Here is a 19278-nt window from a genome sequence, read left to right as displayed (position 1 = left end):
CTAGGGTCAGGACCTGTTAAATTGCTTGCGCATTGGGTGATGGGTTGATTCAATAGCAGCGTTAGGAGGCGCTGCCGATGGATGTTCCGTTTCTGCTGAGTGAGGCGCAGATGCGCCGGATCGAGCCGTATTTTCCCTTGTCTCATGGGGTGCCAAGAGTGGATGATCGGCGGATAGTGTCTGGGATCATTTACGTCATCAAGCACGGGCTGATGTGGCGCGACGCGCCCAAGGAGTATGGCCCACACAAGACGATCTACAATCGTTTCATCCGCTGGAGCAGGCTCGGCGTGTTCAACAAAATCTTCGCTGGCTTGGCAGCAAAGGGCGGCAAGCCCGACCAGTTGATGATCGATGCAACCCACCTGAAAGCACACCGGACGGCGGCAAGCCTGCTTAAAAAGGGGATGTTCCCCGACGTATCGGACGCACCAAAGGCGGCCTGAACTCCAAGCTACATGCCGTATGCGATGGCAAAGGCCGACCGCTCATCATGCTGCTCAGTGAAGGGCAGATGAGCGATTATAAGGGCGCTGCACTGATGATCGATGCCTTCCCGAAGGCAAAGGTCCTGCTGGGCGACAAGGGCTATGACGCCGACTGGTTCCGCGCGGCACTGGCCGACCGCAAGATCACGGCCTGCATCCCGTCAAAAGGGAACCGGAAAGTGCCCATTCCACACGACACGGCGCTCTATAGACAGCGGCACAAAGTCGAGAATATGTTCGGCAGGATCAAGGACTGGCGGCGCATCCACACGCGCTACGATCGTTGCGCCCATACCTTCATGTCCGCCATCTGCATCGCCGCGACCGTTATATTCTGGATCAATCAATGAGTCCTGACCCTAGTCGAATCCTTCGGTTTCCCCGGTGGCTTTGACCCCGATGGGGCCAATCCTAGCGGCTATACACCCTTCCTCGTCGATCAGTCGCTCACCCAGAAGTCGAACAGCTATGCTGGCTTCGCTAATGTGGGATATGATCTGACCGATAAGATCGAACTGACGCTGGGCACGCGCTATACCGAGGAAGATCGCGCGATCCGTACGACCGTCGCGTTCGATGAAGGCAGTTTCACGATACCCTTGGTCGACGATTATGCAGACAAGGTAAAATTCAACAGTTTCTCTGGAAAAATTGGGCTGAACTACAAGCCTGCTGACGACATCTTGCTCTATGCGAGCCTCAGCAAAGGCTACAAGAGCGGCGGCTATAATGGCGCGCTCGTTTTTTCCGAGCCGGAGCTCAAGCCCTTCCGCCCGGAAAGCCTGCTTGCCTATGAGGTAGGTTTCAAATCTTCGCTGCTTGACCGGCGCATCACGTTCAATGCCGCAGCCTTTTATTACGATTATAAGGACATCCAGCTTTACACGTTCGAAAGTGCAGGCGGTATCCCGATTCAGGTGCTGACCAATGCAGGTCGAGCCGAGATTTACGGCATCGAGGGTGAACTTTCCCTGCGCCCGGTCAAAGGTTTGACCATCAACCTTGGTGGCGGACTGCTGCATACCGAGATCAAGGATTTCGTCAGCGATGGCGGCGTAGATTTCAGCGGAAACCGGCTGGTCATGGCCCCGAAGGCTACCGGGAATATCCTGGTCCGCTATGATATTCCGGTCGATCAGGGACGTATGAAGGTCGGACTGCAAACCGACGCGCATTACCAGTCCGGCGTGTTCTTCAGCACCTCAAACAACCCTCTGCTGTCACAAGATGGATATGCTCTCCTCAATGCGCGCATTTCCCTCGCAGATGTAGACGATCGTTGGGAACTGGCGGCGCAAGTGCGCAACATTACCGAACATGTCTACCGCTCCGAGGCGTTCGACTTCTCTTCCTCCGGCTACAACCTCTACATCTATGGCGCGCCCCGTACTTGGGAACTCACCGCGACAGTCCGCTTTTGATACGCGGCCGGCTTGCGGGATGATAATTTTCAAATGAAAGCCAGTCCTATGAATCACGATGATGAATATCAACTCTACGATCTCAAAGTCGAAGTCTTCAAGAGTGATGACGACAAGCCAATGGTCTGTCGTCATAACGAGGGTGATTATTTCACATTGACGGACGATGACCTCATTAGCTTTCCACCCGGCGTCAAATTCCCGCTTTATCCCTTGGCAGCGATCTTACCGCTTCTTCCCGCGAAACAGCGGATACTCAGCCCAAATGACTGGATGGCGACGGATGCAGTGATCGCCTGTCCTGATCCCTATTGCGGGGGGCGCTTTCGCATTACGCGGGGCGAACTGCGAACCTATCGCCATTCCGAACAAACCCTTGTGCCCCTCAGCGGAAATTGAAAGTCGAACAATGTATATCGGCAAGGACTTGAAATTATGACCATCCCACGCATTCAACTGCGCCCCGATTTCGATACGCCCCGTATCATCAAGGGCAATTGGCAGATCGCGGACGACCACAATGCCGCCATCGATGACAATGCGATGTTCGACCATATGGCCGAGTTCGTCGACGCAGGCATTACTGCCTTCGATTGTGGTGACATCTATTACGGTGTCGAGGAACGGATCGGTAATTTCATCGAGCGCTTCCGCCGCGAACGGGGTGCCGACGCCGCGCGCGCGATTACCGTCCACACCAAATATATTCCGGCATTCCTTGAAGAAGAAGAACTGCGCACGCAGACACGCGCCAAGGTCGAGGCGGTGATCGACCGGTCGCTCAAACGCCTCAAGATAGACCGGCTCGATCTCGTCCAGTTGCATTGGTGGGATTATGGTACCGAAGGCAATGTCGCGACGGCGATGATCCTCGAAGACCTCAAGAAGGCGGGCAAGATCCACCATATCGGCGGCACCAACTATAATGTCGCCGAACTGAAGAAGATGGTGGACGCCGGTGTCGATGTGGTCGTGAACCAGGTGCAATATTCTGTGACGGACCGCCGCGCGGAAAATGGCATGGGAGCATATTGCGCGGCGAACAATGTCCATCTCGTCTGCTACGGCGCCATTGGCGGCGGGCTGTTCAGCAAGAAGTGGATGGGTATTCCCGATCCTGGAAAACCATCCTTCGAAAATGTGTCGCTCGATAAATATTATCGCATCGTCGTCGATTTCGGAGGCTGGGCGCTGTTTCAGGAGCTGCTGAGCGCGATGGACGTCATCGCTAACAAACATGGCGTTTCAATCCCGGCCGTCGCCAGCCGCTATGTTCTGGAGCAGCAGGGCGTTGCCGCAATCATCCAGGGCGCCCGACACAGCCGGCACATCGCAGAGAATGTGAAGCTGTTCGACTTCGCGCTCGATGCCGATGACAAGGCCGCGCTCCGCAGCATATTTGCGCGCTCTACCGGCCCCGCGGGAGACTGCTATGATCTCGACCGTATCGAAAATCGAGATGCGATCGAAAATCTGGATGCAGACTATTTCGATGTCGAAGATGGGCGACTGGTAGTCAAGACACGCGAAGTTAAGGGTGTCGCTGAACCTTATGGCCATCATCTCCTTGCCGGACAGCATTGATCCGGAAGGACGCCTGAGGCACCAGATGCCTTAAAGAGAGCAGGTCGCGGGATATGCATGGGGGGCTTGAACGATGGGCTTGGAAAATACGCGGCTGAATGACCGCGGGCTGATGGCGGCTGGCATGGCCCTCGTGATTGCGGGAATGCAGGTCTTCATCATCCAGCCGGGCTTCATCACGGTCCTAGTCTCGACGCTGAATCTCACGGAGGCATGGGCGGGCTATATCGCTTCTGCCGAAATGTTCGGTATTGCGATTGCCACGATCGCAACGGCTGCGGTGGGGCATCGGCTCGACTGGCGGGTTGCGGTCGTGCTCTCGGCTCTCGTCCTTGCGGGCGCAGACCTGTTGTCCATTTTCGCGCATAGCGCCGTGCAGTTCATGGCTGCGCGCGCTGTCGCGGGTCTGGGCGCTGGCGTGCTGATCTCGATCGGCTATTCGGTTGTCGGCATGGCGCGCAATCCTGAAAAACTCTTCGGTTATTTGATCATGGCTGTACTGGGTTATGGCGCGGTTGGCGTCTTCATCCTGCCATCGGCACAAGCAGCGGTAGGTCTGAGTGGAATATTGGCGGCATTGGCACTGATTGCGATCTTGCCGTTGCTGCTGTTAGGCACCCTCCCCGCCCGCTCCGCTATCGAGGACAGCATGCTAGGCACGGTCAATGCGGCGCCGGCTGCCCATGACAAGCGTACCGTGATCCTTGCCTTAACTGCGGTCGCCATTTTCTTTCTCGGCCAAGGCGTGGTCTGGGCGTATCTTGGCCTTATCGGCACTGCGGCTGGCGTGCCGGACCAGGCAGTGGCGACAGGACTGGCCGTGTCGCAAGTGTCCGGCATGCTGGGCGCGTTCGGCATGGCTTGGTTGTCCGGGCGAGTGAGCCAACGCGCGCTGCTGCTTGGCGGAACAATCGCATCTGTCGTGCCCCTTCTCGCTTTGCTGGGGCACGTGACCGCAATGAGCTATAGCTTTAGCGTTGTGCTGTTCAACGGCGCGGCAAACCTTATGACGCCACTTTTGATGGCCGTTGCGGCCGTGGCAGGCGCAGGCGATCCGCGGATCATTCAACGCGCCGCTGCACTCCAGATGCTGGGGCTAGCGCTCGGGCCGGCCCTGGCCGCCCCCGTCGCGGAACATGGCGGCTTCGCACCGGTGCTCATCATCGCAGCAATGCTGTTTGCCTTTGTCTACCCGGCCGCACGTTGGAATGGCCGTAAAGGGGCCTAAGTGCATTATTGGGACACAGAGATACGGTAGCGCCCGGGCGTCATTCCCTTCTCACCCGAAGCCGCAAAAATCCGTCATCCTTTCCGTCATCCCTGATCTGCTTGGCGGCGGGCTTGGGACGACGGATGCGGCTTTGAGCAGAAGTACCACAGGAGGATGCTTCGAATGACGTTATGCTATCTACCTTGAACCACCATGTTCGGAGGCAGGTAAAGATCATCGCATTCTCCGCAGTAATCTGGGTTCGTTTTTCTCTGTCAGGCTTTGGTCAGCCGTTATCGCCATAAGATATGCGTCTTGTGTGTTGAAGCTGGACCCATTGGCTCCCATGGACTTTATCTGGTCCAGTGGAGAAGGATCGAAATGACGCGACTGCTGGTGATTGAGGACAATGAGCGGCTTGCGATGCTGATCGCAGACGGCTTAGGCTCGCGCGGGTATCGCAGCGACATCGCCCGCTGTCTGGCCGACGCCGATATCGCTCTGACCGTCGCGACCTTTGATGCCATCGTACTCGATCTCGGTTTGCCCGACGGTGATGGTCTGCACTGGCTGCGTGCGCGCCAACTTTCTGGCGAACCTCCCGCGCTCATCCTGACTGCGCGCGGAGGTCTCGAGGACAGGGTCAACGGCCTCGATGCCGGCGCGGACGACTATTTAGTCAAGCCCTTTTCCATTGAGGAACTGGCGGCGCGACTGCGCGCCCTGCTTCGCCGGCCCGGACGGCGTGCAGAGCCGGTTTTGAAAGTCGGGTCCATACGCTACGACACCGCCAGCCGGACGGCATCGGCGAATGATCGTCCGCTCGATCTCGCGCGCCGGGAGGCTGATTTGCTTGAGCTGCTTCTACGCCGCGCAGGACAGGTGGTGCGCCGCCAGACCATTGAGGAGGCACTCTATTGCTTCGATGAAGCTGTGACCCCCAATGCGCTGGAGGCGATTGTCTCGCGCCTGCGTCGCAAGCTCGATGAAGGCGGCGCGGACAATCAACTGCATACGGTGCGAGGCGTCGGCTATCTGCTGCGCGACGCCGGGACGGATTGATGACCCAGCCGAACTCGATCCTGGGTCGGCTGACGCGGAGCCTTACCATTGTTGCGGTGGTCGGCGCGCTGCTGCTGCTGCTGTTTATCGGCATCGAATATCGCATCTCGTTCGCCGAGCTATCCGACGAAGCGGCGCTCCGGATCGTCATCCATGAACTCACCGAGCATGTTATCATCCCGATGCTTCTGCTCGCCATACCGATGGCTGTCGTGGGGCGGTGGGCGATCCGCCGCGCGGTCGAGCCGCTGGGACGGGCTGCGCAAAAAATCGATGCGGCGGGGGGCGAAGCGCGCGGTGTGCGAATCGAGTCCGAGAGCCTGCCGCTCGAAACGCAGCCTTTTGCGCGGGCGGTCAACGCGCTACTGACGCGCGTTGACGATGCGGCAGCATTGCACGAGGCTTTTGCCGCAGATATCGCTCATGAACTGCGTACACCGCTGACTCTGCTCTCGCTCGAGCTGGACCGGCTAGAGGGCGCACAGGCGGCGCAATTGCGCCTCGACGTTGCGGCCATGCGGCGGCTGATCGACCAGCTCATGCTGCTTGCACAGATCGATGCCGAGCAGGCAGCGCATCTCCCACCCGCCTCGGTCGACCTGATCGAAGTGGCGGGCGACGTGGTAGCCCAGTTGGCGCCCGCGGCCCTTGCGAACGGCCAAACCATCGAGCTGTGTGGCGAAGGGCAGAACGTTATCCTGGGACGACGCGAGACCGTGGCGGCGGCCTTGCGCAACCTGATCGAGAACGCCCTTCGCGTGACGCAGCAGGGCGTCCCGGTCGTGGTCCGCGCCGATGAGCCGAGGGAACTGGCTGTACGGGACGGTGGCGACGGATTGTCTCCTGAGCGGCTGGACGTCCTCGTGCAACGCCTGCGTCGCGCCGATCACGCCAGCACGAGCGGCGCTGGCCTCGGCCTCGCAATCGTCGCGCGGATCATGGCAGCGCATGGCGGGCGGCTGGTCACCGATCCGGATCAGCGGGAACTGCGCCTTATTTTTCCAAGCACCTGATCGCCGTCAGCAACTCGTCAGCCACTGCCGCTAACAGGCGGTCATGGATAACAGGAAATGGCTCATCGGCAGTGTATTGGGGCTGGCTGCGCTGGCGCTGATCTGGTGGCTCGTGCCGCATGGCGCGGGTGCAGATCCAGCGACGCCAGATAAAGCGGTAGCGGAGAAGGCCACGACCGGGCCCAAAACCATCACGATCTCCGCCGATCAGGTGAAGGCGCTTGCGCTGCGCTTTGTGCCGGCGGCCAAGGCGAATCTCGCGCCGATCGCGACATTGCCTGCCATGATCGCGCCGCCCCCCAATGCCCGCGTCGCTGTCGCGGCGCAGCTGCCGGGCATCGTGACGCGTGTTTTTGTCGTCGAGGGTGCCGAGGTCCGTGCAGGCCAGCCACTTGCGACCGTCTCCAGCCGCGATATCGTGATGCTCGGCGCCGAACTCTCCCGTGCTCGGGCACGGCTGGACGTGGCACGCGCCAATGCCGCGCGGCTTGGTCAGCTCAGCAAGGAAGGCATTATTGCCCCGGCGCGGGCGGATGAGGCAAACGCGCAACTGCGTCAGGCGCAGGTCGACGTCTCCGAGCAGGGGCGGCTGATCGGCATGGCGAGCGGATCGAGCAACGGCGCCGGCTATACGCTGACGGCGCCGATTGCCGGCCGGATCAGCACGATGACCATCGAGACGGGCAAGGCGCTCGATCCCGGCGCCGCGCCTTTCGTGATCGACGCAGGCGGCGCAATGCAAGCCCAGGCTCAGCTTCCCGAGCGCCTGATTGGCAGGATCCAGCCGGGTATGACCGTCCGCGCAGGCCGTATCGAGGGCAAGGTGGTGGCCGTCGGCACGGCGATTGATCCTGCGACGCGCTCGGCGAGCCTGACCGCCAGCCTGCCGGCCGATCCTTCGATCCGTTCGGGGCAATCCCTTTCGCTCTCGGTCATGGGTCCGGCCGCGAGCGGCGCAGTCCGCGTGCCCGGCGAGGCGATAGCCCAGATCGCCGGCACGACCGTGGTCTTCGTCAGGACCGCCACGGGCGTCGTCGCCCGGCCGGTGATCTTGGCCGAGGGCGGCGAAGGCGCGGACGGCGAGCGCGTTGTCCTTGCGGGACTGAAGGTGGGTGACGACATAGCGGTCAGTGCCGTGAGCGAGCTCAAAACGCTCGCCGCCGCCGAATAAGGCGGACCCGATGCTTCGTTCTCTCGTCGCGCAGGCGCTGTCCTACCGCATGTTGGTGCTCGCCTTGGCCGTCGTGATTGCCGGACTCGGCGCATGGGCCTTCACGCGCCTGCCGGTCGATGCTTACCCCAACATCGCGCCGACTCAGGTCAAGATCATCCTTAAGGCGCCGGGGATGACGCCGGAAGAAGTCGAGACGCGCGTCATCACGCCGATCGAGATGGAGATGCTTGGCATTCCCGGCCAGGCCATTCTGCGCTCGACGGCAAAATACGCCATCGCCGACATCACCATCGACTTCCAGGATGGCACGGACATCTACTGGGCCCGCCAGCAGGTCGCCGAGCGCCTTACCGGTGTGATGAGCGACATGCCCGCCTCCATCAGCGGCGGCATGGCGCCCATCTCGACGCCCCTGTCGGACATGTACATGTTCACGATCGAGGGGCCGTTGTCCTTGCAGGAGAAGCGCACGCTTCTCGACTGGACGATCCGGCCGGCGCTGCGCACCGTGCCCGGCGTCGCGGACGTGAACGCGCTCGGCGGCCATGCGAAGACCTTCGAGGTCCAGCCCGATCCCGTCGCCCTGAGCGCGGCCGGCTTGACCATTGCCGATCTCCAGCGAGCCATCGAGAGCGGGAACCGCAACGACGGCGCCGGTCGCCTGGCCGACGGCGAGGACGCGCTCATCGTGCGGGCCGTCGGTGCAATCCAGTCCGAGGACGATCTGCGCGCTCTGGCGATCCGCGCCGTGGGCGGTCACATCGTGCGGCTGGGCGACATGGCGCAGGTCGGGATCGGCAGCCTCACGCGCTACGGCGCGGTCAGTCGCGATGGCAAGGGCGAGGCGGTGGAAGGGCTGGTCATTGCCCTACGCGGCGCCGATGCCCGGCAAGTTGTGGCGGGCGTCAAGGCCAGGCTTGCCGAGATCGGGAAGACACTCCCGGCGGGAACGAAGATCGACGTCTTTTACGACCGATCGGACCTGATTACCCGCGCAGTCGGAACCGTCGAGGAAGCGCTGCTCGAAGCAACGCTCCTGGTCGTCGTCCTGCTCATCCTCTTCCTCGGCGACTGGCGCGCAGCGGGTATCGTGGCGCTCATCCTGCCGATGGCAGCTCTGATCACCTTTCTCATCATGAGTGCGGTGGGCCTCACCGCCAATTTGATGAGCCTCGGCGGCCTCGCCATTGCCATCGGCATGCTGGTCGATGCAGCGGTCGTCGTCGTCGAGAATATCGTCGAGCGCTTGAACAAGATCGATACCGAAGACCATCGCCCCCGCCTCAATCATGTGTTCAGCGCGACGAGCGACGTCATCGTTCCGGTCTCGGCCGGCATCCTTATCATCGCGCTGGTGTTCCTGCCGCTGCTTGCCCTGCAAGGCCTGGAAGGCAAGCTGTTCGGCCCGGTCGCACTCACCATCATCTTCGCGCTGGGCGCGTCGCTGCTGCTGGCGCTGACGCTGGTGCCCGTTCTCGCCTCGCTGGGTCTAAAGAGCGGCCATCATCGCGAGCCGTGGATCATGCGCATGATGATGCCTCGCTACAGCGCGTTGCTGGCCGGTGCCTTCGTACGCAAACCACTTGTTTATGGTTTGGCCGTCACAGGACTTGCCGTCGCCGTGGTCGCCTATGGTGCGGTCGGCAAGACCTTCATGCCCTCAATGGACGAAGGCACGGTAGTCATGCAGACGACGAAACATCCGAGTGTCGGCCTGGCCCATTCGATCGCAGGCGATCTCGCCGCCCAGCGTGCGGTCCTTGGGGCGGTGCCAGAAGTAAAGAGCGTGATCACGCGCGTCGGCACGGACGAGATCGGACTCGATCCGATGGCCCTGAGCGAAGCGGACAGCTTCCTCTCGCTCAAGCCCAGGTCGGAATGGCGCGGCAGCAAAGAAGACATTGTCGAAGCAATTCGCGTCGCAATGCAGAATCTGCCCGGAATCGAGCCGAGCTTCACACAGCCCATCGAGATGCGCGTCTCGGAGATGCTGACTGGCGCGCGCGGCGATCTCGCCGTCAAGATCTTCGGCCCGGACCTCAATGTCCTGTCCGACCTCGCGGGTCGTATTCAGGGCACGCTGTCGAAAGTGCGCGGCGCGACGGAAGTGATGACCGTAGCCAACGACAAGGTCGACTATCTCCAGATCAACATCGACCGGTTGGCCGCCGGGCGCGCTGGCATGCCGGTCGATATGCTTCAAGACGCGATGCGCGCGCAGCTTGAAGGGCTGCACGCCGGCATCGTGGCGGAAGGCCAGAAGCGCACGCCAATTCTGATCAAGGGCGACGATGCGCTGCGCAACGACGCGGCGCGCTTCGCCGATCTCATGCTGCGCACGCCGGACGGCGGCCTCGCCCGTGTCAGCGACCTTTCGCGTGTGGAGCGGATCGAAGGGCCCGTGAAGCTCGATCATGAAAACGGCTCGCGCTATGCCATTGTGCAGGCCTTCGTAGCGGGTCGCGACCTGGTCGGCTATGTCGGCGAGGCTAAGGCAGCGGTAGCCAAGCAGGTCGTGCTACCGGCTGGCTATCGCGTCGTCTGGGGCGGGCAGTTCGAGAACCAGCAGCGCGCTTCGGCCCGGTTGATGCTGGTCGTGCCGGTCGCGCTTCTCCTCATCTTCTTCGTGCTGCTGGCGACGCTGAGATCCTTGCGCGCTTCGACGCTCATACTCGTCAACATTCCGTTTGCCATGGTCGGTGGAATCGTTTCGCTCTGGGCCTCTGGCGAGTATCTTTCGGTGCCGGCTTCGGTCGGGTTTATCGCCCTGCTCGGCATCGCGGTTCTCAATGGGCTCGTGTTGGTTGCCTATTTCCTCCAGCTCCGGGTCGAGGGCATGCCGCTGGCCCAGGCGGTGCGGATCGGCGCCGAGCGGCGTTTGCGCCCGGTCATGATGACCGCGAGCATCACTGCGTTCGGGCTGGTGCCACTATTGTTTGCCACCGGCCCTGGGTCGGAAATCCAGCGGCCACTCGCCATCGTTGTCATCGGCGGACTCATCACCTCAACGCTGTTGACGCTCGTCCTCCTGCCGATCCTCTTCGAGCGGTTCGGTGAAAGCCGTCTGGAGGCCGTCGATGCCTGAGCTTCTACTTACCATCTACTGCAGCAAGGTGGACGCCGGCCCGATTGCAACGACGCTCCGGGACGCGACCCGTCACCCCGTCCACCAGCGCGACGAGATCGTGCATGGCCTCGACTTCTCGGACGCCAGCCCCGCCGAGAGTGTAGTCGGGAGACTTGAGCGCTGCGCCGTCGACCTGCGCGTCGAAGAAGGGGCCGCCTCGGCACTCATTGCTCAGGTCGGCGCACTGAAGCGCGCCGCGCCATTCCGTTGGCATCTAACGCCTGTGATTGCGTCGGGGAGGCTGACATGAAGCTTAGAGTGCGTGTGGCTATGCTGTGTTCAGTCCTGTTTCTGACAGAAACTGCTTTCGCCCAGGACCGCTTGCATCCTGACCTGCCGCCACCGGAGCTGGTCGCGACCGCGCTCGACAACCACCCCGCGGTAGGGGCCGCCGAAGCGCGGGTCGCGGCTGCGCGGGCGCAAGCTGGCATGCTTGCTGTCGGTCCCCATGAAGTGGCCGTGCAAGGAACCTATTTGCGGCGCTCGGTGAACGAAGAAGGCGGTTTCAACGAGTTTGACACCACCGTGACCCGGGCCTTTCGCCTGCCCGGAAAGGCCAGTCTCGACCGCAAGGCTGGCGATTTCGGTATAGAAGCGGCACAGAATCGCGCCGAGGATGTGCGTCACCAGACCGCGTTGCTGCTGGCTGGCTTTTGGTATGACTGGCTGACCGCTTCGGCCCTGACCCGCAACGATGCAGAGATGGTTGTGAACTTGGAGCGAGCCCTCGCGGCTATTAAGCGCCGCGCCACGCTACGCGACGCATCGGACCTGGATGTGGACCAGGCCGCGGCGGCTCTGGCACTTGCGCAGGGACAGGGCGCGCAAACACGCGCAACGGCTGCCGAGGCGCGCGTAAAGCTTGCTGCGCAGTTTCCGGATTTGCCCCTGCCGTTCGAGGCGCCGGATATGGTGAGCCCTCATGACTTGCCCCAGAATTTCGAGGAACTGCGCGCGCTGGTGATTGCGCGCAGCCATGAGATCGGCGCGGCTCGTGCCGATGCCGAACGCATGTCTGTGACAGCCCGGCGCGCCAAGGCCGAGAGAACGGCCGACCCCTCGTTCGGCTTTCGCTTGTTCAGCGAGCGGGGTGGCACGGAAAAGGGCCTTGGAGTGGTGGCGTCCATCCCATTGGGTGGCCGTCACCGGTTGCGCGCGGCCGACGAGGCGGTGGCGATGGCCAGTTCGGCCAGGCTTGAGCAAGGTGTGGTGGAGCGCGAGGTGCAGGTGATGGCGGACGCTGATCTTTCCAACGCAAGCACCCGGCTGGTCGTGTGGGAGCAAGTGCACAAAGCGCGAATTCGGGCAGAGTCGATGAGCGCGCGCGCTGGTAAGGGCTATGCGCTTGGCGCCATTGATCTCGCGGACCTGCTCTTTGCCGAACGACAGGCCAATGATGCCCGGCGCGCTGAGATCTCGGCGCGCGCGGAGGCCGGAAGAGCGATCGTCAAGCTGGAAATCGATTCCCACACCATCTGGGCTCCCGCCGACGAGTAGCTTTTGAGGCTGCGGCGCGCCCTGCTTGTAATTATCGAACTGGCACAAGGGATATTAAGGACTGTGCGACCTTTCGGACGTCGAGAAGGCCTCAATCGCACGTTGGCCTATCGCCCACAGACGCCCATCAAGATCAAACTCGGCCCATGTCCGCGGCCGAAATACTACCGGTCGACACATTGCCCAATTGCGGGAAGGCAAACAGCAGGTGGACAGCATGGACAATATTATTCAATGTTTTCGGGGATTTTGGAGGACCCTCTGGGATTGGAGGGTGGTGGCAGGGCTTGTATCGAACTAATTAGTTATAATACTGATATTGCGAGCATTCTGCGCTCGGCATACCTTTACCCCCACACCTACCCCCACATTTTCACGCTGATCAAGGCGTCATCGGGCGAAACATCTTAGCGGATGCGAAGCTTAAGGGACCGTTCAATCAGGCGGCTGGGGTGGCGACGGGAATTATAGTCGGCGCCTATTGAACAACCCGCCTCGCTGTTCTGCCATTACCGAATCGAGAACCGAGCGCGCGCTGACAGCAATTTTTTCTACGGATTTGTGCCACCGTTCGACTGACTCGACGCTGCACAAATCTTCGCCAGCATGCTCGTCATGAACGTACCAAGTGACTGCCAGAATGCGGTCGATGTAGTTGATAAACCCGCTCGTGTTCCGCCATACTTCGCTGTCTGGCAGCAGGTGTTGCTTGAGCGCGAATTCAGCGTAGTTCTTTGTCGACTCCAGAAAGAAGCGTCGTGCGTTGATGGCACTCACGTCCTTACTTAGGTCGCCACTAAGAGGCTCAGCAGCATCGATGAAAGATCGCTCGATCTGCTTAAGGATGTCGAGCAAAGTCGCTTGTCCTTGTTGCCTGTCGCGATTGCGTTTTAGACTTTCGATGTAGATTGCGCCCGCCACCGCGGCCCCGGATCCTAACATGGCGCCTGCAAACTGAAGCCAGTCACCGGTGTCGGCGCCATTGAGGCTTTCTCGGAAACAAATGTAGAGCAAGACAACAGCCAACCCGGTCAAGCCGCCAACGACAGCCTCCTGAACAATGGGCTTGGTCATCCGGACCTCAGATCACCGTTAGGTCATCGTGTGGTATCTCGGATCGAAGCGGCGGAGGAAGCGCAGCCGACGATGTTCGCTGCAGGTTAACGACAGCACCGTTCAAGGTGACTTCTACGGCATTGTTGTCCACGGCCGTGACCGAGCCTCCCAATGTCGATCCACTGCTGAATTCAACATTGAACCGGTCTCCGACCTCGTACTGATATGGCGGTTGCAGAATGCCATCCCACGGGCTCGGAACAGGATATAGCCTAGCGCCTGGGCCAACCGCCTCGTGCAAACAGAATACCGTCCAATTCAAAGCAATTTCCCCTCTCCTTGAACCCGGGTCAGTCGTCATCCTTATGGTGCTCTACGCTAGAACGAAAGGGCTAATGAGAGAAGGAACAAATTGATCAAAGTGGGTGGTGGCCGATCTCGGACAGCCCGTTTACTGGCGGGTAAATGCGGATAGCTGCCTGTCCTGCCGCTTTTCCAGCCAGCAGAATTCTTCCAGCCCGCAGCCCTCAACGCGCTGCTGTCCAAATTTGATCGGGCAGGTCAAAGCGAGGGGGCGGCGCACATAAGCGATTGTCTTGCGCGCGGGCTGCGATAGGTAGGCGACAGAGTGATCAGGTCGGTGTCTGAAGTTCACAGAGCGGAGCCAGAGCGATTGGCTTAGGGGCACTGCAAAGGCATTTAGCGGTTATTTTAAGGGACAATAAGAGTGACAGGCCAACAGCAGCGCGACGAATTGCACCGGAAAATCTGGGCGATTGCCAACGACGTCAGGGGCGCAGTCGATGGCTGGGATTTCAAGCAGTTCGTGCTGGGAGCATTGTTTTACCGGTTTATCAGCGAGAACTTCACTGCCTACATCGAGGCGGGTGACGAGACCGTCAAATATTCGAAGATGCCCGACAGCGCCATTCCTGATGCCGTCAAGGCAGACGCGGTCAAGACCAAGGGCTACTTCATCTACCCCAGTCAGCTCTTTGCCAATGTCGCGGCAAAGGCCAACACCAACGAAAGTCTGAACACCGACCTTGCCGCCATTTTCAAGGCGATTGAAGCTTCGGCAAATGGCCACCCTTCCGAAGAGGACATCAAGGGCCTGTTCTCGGATTTTGACACCACCAGCAACCGGCTGGGCAACACGGTGAAGGATAAGAACACCCGGCTGGCGGCGGTCCTGAAGGGCGTTGCTGGACTCCCTCTGAAATTCGAGGAAAACGAAAACGATCTCTTCGGGGATGCCTATGAGTTCCTGATCTCCAATTATGCCGCCAATGCGGGAAAATCGGGCGGGGAGTTCTTCACGCCGCAACATGTTTCCAAGCTTATCGCGCAACTGGCCGTTCACGGGCAGAGCAGCATCAACAAAATTTACGATCCAGCCGCCGGGTCAGGTTCGCTGTTGTTGCAGGCCAAGAAGCATTGCGGCGATCACTTCATCGAAGAAGGCTTCTTCGGGCAGGAGATCAACTACACCACCTACAACCTCGCCCGCATGAACATGTTCTTGCACAATGTGAATTACGCCAAATTCAACATCCAGAACGGTAACACGCTTGAACATCCGCACTTCCTGGATGAGCGGCCCTTCGATGCCATCGTCTCGAACCCGCCCTATTCGGTCCGGTGGAAGGGGGATGAAGACCCGACGCTTATCAATGATGACCGCTTTGCGCCCGCTGGCGTGCTTGCGCCGAAGTCAAAGGCGGATTTCGCCTTTGTGCTGCACGCGCTGCATTATCTTTCGGCCAAGGGGCGCGCGGCCATCGTCTGCTTTCCGGGCATTTTTTATCGCGGGGGGGCAGAGCAGAAAATCCGCAAGCATCTTATCGACAGCAATGTCGTCGAAACGGTGATTGCGCTCGCGCCCAATCTGTTTTTCGGCACCACGATTGCGGTGACCATTCTGGTGCTGGCCAAGAACAAGCCCGACACCAAGGTGCAGTTCATCGATACCAGCGGTGAGGATTTTTTCGCCAAGAAGACCAACACCAACGAGATGAGCGACGATCACGTTGCCGAGATCATCCGCATGTTCGCCAGCAAGGAACACGTGCCGCATGTGGCCGAGACGGTGGACCAGCAGCGCATCATCGATGCGGATTACAATCTGTCGGTCAGCGCCTATGTCGAACCCAAGGACACCCGCGATCAGGTGAACATTGCCGATCTGAATGCGGAGCTGAAGACCACCGTTGCAAAGATTGACCGGCTACGCAGCGAGATTGATGCGATTGTCGCGGAGATCGAGGCGTGAGCGATCTTGGCTTTCTGAAAAAGCTGCTGGATGGGGGCAACGTTGAGTGGTTGCCGCTTGGGAAGCTTGGCGAGTTTTTTCGCGGAAACGGACTCCAGAAGAAAGACCTAATGGACGAAGGTTTGCCTGCCATTCACTATGGTCAAATCTACACCAAATATGATCTGGAGGCGCGGGAAACCTATAGCTATGTGGCTGCTGAACTCTTTAGAAAACTAAGAAAGGCGAAGGCGAACGACCTGTTGCTTGCGACCACGTCGGAAAACGACGAGGATGTCGTAAAGCCGCTGGCTTGGTATGGTGCCAATGTTGCAATCTCAGGCGATATGATGCTTTTTCGCCACCGGCAAAACGCCAAGTATCTTGCCCATTTTTTGCTGACTGAGACATTTCAAAAGCAAAAGGGCAAATACATTACTGGCACTAAGATACGTCGGGTTTCGAGCGGTGATCTAGCAAAGCTCGAAGTCCCCATCCCCTGCCCGGATGACCCGGAGAAGTCGCTGGCGATACAGGGGGAGATTGTTCGGATATTGGACACCTTCACCAAACTGACTGCGGAACTGACCGACGAACTGACCGACGAGCTTGCAGCACGCAAGAAACAATACAACCACTACCGCGAAAGTCTCTTCACTTTCACCCCGGATGAGGCAAATTTCCTTGCACTTGGCGACGAGCGACTAGGGGAGTTCATTCGCGGGGGAGGATTGCAGAAAAAGGATTTCACGAGCGAGGGGGTTGGCTGCATACACTACGGGCAGATTTATACTCACTACAGAACGTACGCTCACTCCACAAAGAGCTTTGTCTCGCACGATTTTGCGAAGAAGGCTCGCAAAGCCCAAAAAGGCGATTTGGTGATCGCTACGACAAGCGAGAATGATGATGATGTCTGCAAAGCTGTCGCTTGGTTACCCGCATAACTATTATCTCGACTATCGCTGCTACAGAATTGATATCCCCACACCTCCCAATTCCTCATTGGTACATGTTCTGCTGGAGCAAGTTATAAGGTGTGGTTTCTGGTCCTATGAATGACTGACACAATAGGACCCCCAGGCTTCCATCAGTTCGACACGGGCGCCCGGTTGATTTGCGGTGCCTAGATATGTTGTACGGCGATAGGCAGCTTGCACAGCGTCAGGTGTCTTGTGAGCGAGAGCGGCCTCGACAACGGCATCGGCAAAGCCTTCGTTTGCTGCCCAGTCTGTGAAGCTCGAACGAAAACCGTGAACGTGAAAAGGCTCACTCATGTCGCGCAGAACCTTCAACAAAGTCATGTCAGACATTGGTTTGCCAGCCACGCCGGGGAAAACGACATCAGTTTCCGAGAGCCGAAGCGCATTCGCTTTCGTAAGCACCGCCAGGGCCGCACTTGAGAGAGGAACCACATGCGCCTTCCCTCTCTTCATATGGTCGGCAGGGATCGTCCACAGGCACACATCAAGATCAAATTCGCCCCATGTCGCCAACCGCACCTCCTGGCTACGCACACCTGTAAGTATGAGAAATTCTAAAGCCAGCCGTCCAAAGGATGGTTTGCGGCGCAACGCGGTGATGAAGCTGGGAACCGCGACATATGGCATAGACTTACGTTTTTCTCGCGACTTCACTTGCCGCGGCAAGCCTCGACCCGCCTTCAGGCTACTATTGCCGGACGGGGATTCGCGCGAACGCCAGCCCTTTGCGTGTGCATAATCCAGCACGGCACAAATCCGGTTGCGGACCTGACGGGCTGTTTCTGGAATTTCCTGCCAAATCGGCGTAAGGACTGCGATGATGTCGGCAGCCGAAATACTGCCGGTCGGCACATTGCCCAATTTCGGGAAGGCGTAGTTTTCGAGACTGGCGAGCCACTGCCGCGCATATACGGAACTTTTCCAGCCCGCCTCATTCTCCGAGTGGTATTGGCGCGCAGCAACGCGGAACGTCACCTTCGCAGCTGCCTCGTCTTTTCTCTCCACCAGAACGTCGCGCTGATCCACCTTGATAGTTTTGCGCAATCCTATGGCCTTAACCCGGGCCTCTGCCAACGTCAGCAGCTTAGCACTACCCAGCCCAATGTCCTGCCGTTTGCCATCGCGCTGGATTCGCAACATCCAGTAGGCCCCACCACGCTTGTCAACTTTTAGAAACAGTCCTTCCCCATCCTGATAGGTGCCAGGATTTGCTAACGCCGATTTGACTGCAACCGCCGTGAGCTTGCCCATTTCGTTACCCCCACATTTTTTCCCCGCAAATCGGGAAAGCAGAGTGTGGGGGTAAAGCGATTTACCCCCACATTACCCCCACACTACGCTCCGGCTGAAGGCAAACGCCTGGAGACGTGGGTGGACCGTATGGGTAATAATACCTCAGGTTTTCAGGGATTTCTAGGGATTTTGGAGGACCCTCTGGGACTGGATGGTGGTGGACAGGGCTGGATTCGAACCAGCGTACGGGAAACCCGGGCAGATTTACAGTCTGCTGCCTTTAACCACTCGGCCACCTGTCCATAACCGCATAGTGCCGAAAAATCGTACTATGTTGCGATCGGGAGGGCGCTCAATGACGAATGGAGGCTTGCCTGTCAATGCTTCCCGTGAAAAGAACGCGCCCATGAAAAGAGGACATCGTACCGGAAAACCCAAAGGGGGATTCCCCCGCTTTTATGGCCGTCATGCGGTCATAGCAGCGTTGGCTAATGAAAACCGCATCGTGCGCAAGATCTGGGGCACGCGCGAAGCGCTGGCCGCGTTGGAATTGCCGCCGGTGCTGCCCATCGTCTATTCGGATGTTGCCGATCTGGGCCGCATGGTCCCGTCCGATGCGCCGCATCAAGGCATTGTCGCCGAAGTCGAAATGCTCGACGATATCTGGCTGGGCGACGTGCTGGATGAAGGACGCGACGACAAGCGGCCGATACTCGTGCTCGATCAGGTAACCGATCCACACAATGTCGGCGCGATCCTCCGCTCGGCGGCGGCGTTCGATGCCCTCGCCATCGTCACGCAGGACCGGCATTCGCCTGCCGAAACCGGCGTGCTGGCCCGCGCGGCATCGGGCGCGCTGGAAATCGTGCCATGGGTGCGCGTCGTGAATCTCGCCCGCGCGCTCGATGAAATTGCAGAGGCGAATTACTGGCGCATCGGCCTGGATGGCGAAGCGGAGCTCACGCTCGACAAAGCCATCGGCGAATCGCGCGTGGCACTGGTGCTCGGCGCGGAGGGCGAAGGCCTGCGCCACAACAGCATGGCGCATTGCGACATATTGGCTAAACTGCCTATCAGTCCGCGTATGGAGTCCCTGAACGTCTCCAATGCGGCTGCAATCGCGCTCTACGCTGCCGCCATCGGCTGACGAAGAGACTTGGCCGGGGGGAGGGGCAGATA

Annotated in this window: 16 protein-coding genes and 1 tRNA gene; 14 read left to right on the top strand and 3 right to left on the bottom strand. The window is 59.6% G+C overall.

Annotated elements, in window-relative coordinates:
• Positions 1-77: 77 nt before the first annotated feature.
• From QMG56_RS02410 to QMG56_RS02360, 11 genes are all read left to right on the top strand, one after another.
• A protein-coding gene (locus QMG56_RS02410) for an IS5 family transposase (RefSeq protein ID WP_156028742.1) occupies positions 78-838 on the top strand; the annotation gives its coding sequence in 2 pieces (ribosomal slippage) (positions 78-411 and positions 411-838; 762 coding nt in all).
• A 3-nt stretch (positions 839-841) separates the two neighbouring features.
• On the top strand, positions 842-1909 hold the full coding sequence (locus QMG56_RS02405; protein ID WP_281820989.1) for a TonB-dependent receptor: 1068 nt from the start codon (positions 842-844) through the stop codon (positions 1907-1909).
• Between the two features lie 48 nt (positions 1910-1957).
• Positions 1958-2308 carry a TIGR04076 family protein gene (locus QMG56_RS02400; protein ID WP_281820947.1) on the top strand — a complete coding sequence of 117 codons (351 nt, stop codon included), beginning with the start codon at positions 1958-1960 and terminating at the stop codon, positions 2306-2308.
• Positions 2309-2344: 36 nt separating this feature from the next.
• Positions 2345-3493: an aldo/keto reductase gene (locus tag QMG56_RS02395; RefSeq protein ID WP_230188402.1), complete on the top strand. Its 1149-nt coding sequence runs from the start codon at positions 2345-2347 to the stop codon at positions 3491-3493.
• Between the two features lie 73 nt (positions 3494-3566).
• Positions 3567-4721, top strand: coding sequence for an MFS transporter (locus tag QMG56_RS02390; protein WP_281820946.1), 1155 nt, complete (start codon positions 3567-3569; stop codon positions 4719-4721).
• A 363-nt stretch (positions 4722-5084) separates the two neighbouring features.
• Positions 5085-5765 (top strand): response regulator transcription factor, encoded by a 681-nt coding sequence (locus QMG56_RS02385; protein WP_281820945.1) that lies wholly within the window; start codon positions 5085-5087, stop codon positions 5763-5765.
• On the top strand, positions 5765-6778 hold the full coding sequence (locus QMG56_RS02380; protein ID WP_281820944.1) for a HAMP domain-containing sensor histidine kinase: 1014 nt from the start codon (positions 5765-5767) through the stop codon (positions 6776-6778). Before QMG56_RS02385 ends, QMG56_RS02380 begins: the two co-directional genes overlap by 1 nt.
• A 43-nt stretch (positions 6779-6821) precedes the next feature.
• Positions 6822-7949 carry an efflux RND transporter periplasmic adaptor subunit gene (locus tag QMG56_RS02375; protein WP_281820942.1) on the top strand — a complete coding sequence of 376 codons (1128 nt, stop codon included), beginning with the start codon at positions 6822-6824 and terminating at the stop codon, positions 7947-7949.
• Between the two features lie 10 nt (positions 7950-7959).
• Complete coding sequence (locus QMG56_RS02370; protein ID WP_281820941.1) at positions 7960-11037, top strand: efflux RND transporter permease subunit; 3078 nt, start codon at positions 7960-7962, stop codon at positions 11035-11037.
• Positions 11030-11329 (top strand): DUF3240 family protein, encoded by a 300-nt coding sequence (locus QMG56_RS02365; RefSeq protein ID WP_230188408.1) that lies wholly within the window; start codon positions 11030-11032, stop codon positions 11327-11329. The genes QMG56_RS02370 and QMG56_RS02365 overlap by 8 nt, the downstream gene beginning before the upstream one ends.
• On the top strand, positions 11326-12576 hold the full coding sequence (locus QMG56_RS02360; RefSeq protein WP_281820940.1) for a TolC family protein: 1251 nt from the start codon (positions 11326-11328) through the stop codon (positions 12574-12576). Before QMG56_RS02365 ends, QMG56_RS02360 begins: the two co-directional genes overlap by 4 nt.
• A 465-nt stretch (positions 12577-13041) precedes the next feature.
• Here the strand turns inward: QMG56_RS02360 and QMG56_RS02355 are convergent, their stop codons facing one another.
• Positions 13042-13650, bottom strand: a complete 609-nt coding sequence (locus tag QMG56_RS02355; RefSeq protein ID WP_281820939.1) for a hypothetical protein — start codon at positions 13648-13650, stop codon at positions 13042-13044.
• A gap of 709 nt (positions 13651-14359) precedes the next feature.
• Between QMG56_RS02355 and QMG56_RS02350 the strand changes: the two genes are divergently transcribed.
• Positions 14360-15904, top strand: a complete 1545-nt coding sequence (locus QMG56_RS02350) for a type I restriction-modification system subunit M (RefSeq protein WP_281820938.1) — start codon at positions 14360-14362, stop codon at positions 15902-15904.
• Complete coding sequence (locus tag QMG56_RS02345; protein ID WP_281820937.1) at positions 15901-16830, top strand: restriction endonuclease subunit S; 930 nt, start codon at positions 15901-15903, stop codon at positions 16828-16830. The genes QMG56_RS02350 and QMG56_RS02345 overlap by 4 nt, the downstream gene beginning before the upstream one ends.
• A 105-nt stretch (positions 16831-16935) precedes the next feature.
• Here the strand turns inward: QMG56_RS02345 and QMG56_RS02340 are convergent, their stop codons facing one another.
• Together QMG56_RS02340 and QMG56_RS02335 are read right to left on the bottom strand one after the other, a co-directional pair.
• Complete coding sequence (locus tag QMG56_RS02340) at positions 16936-18117, bottom strand: site-specific integrase (RefSeq protein ID WP_281820935.1); 1182 nt, start codon at positions 18115-18117, stop codon at positions 16936-16938.
• 197 nt (positions 18118-18314) lie between these two features.
• Positions 18315-18401, bottom strand: a tRNA-Tyr gene (locus QMG56_RS02335).
• Between the two features lie 104 nt (positions 18402-18505).
• On the opposite strand from QMG56_RS02335, the gene rlmB reads away from it, so the two are divergent.
• Positions 18506-19246 carry a 23S rRNA (guanosine(2251)-2'-O)-methyltransferase RlmB gene (gene rlmB, locus QMG56_RS02330; RefSeq protein ID WP_230188434.1) on the top strand — a complete coding sequence of 247 codons (741 nt, stop codon included), beginning with the start codon at positions 18506-18508 and terminating at the stop codon, positions 19244-19246.
• Positions 19247-19278: the final 32 nt, after the last annotated feature.

This window comes from Sphingobium sp. BS19, assembly GCF_027925545.1.
Classification (GTDB): Bacteria; Pseudomonadota; Alphaproteobacteria; order Sphingomonadales; family Sphingomonadaceae; genus Sphingobium.
Note: the sequence above shows the minus strand (reverse complement) of the source record. Positions and strands in the feature narration are given on the sequence as shown.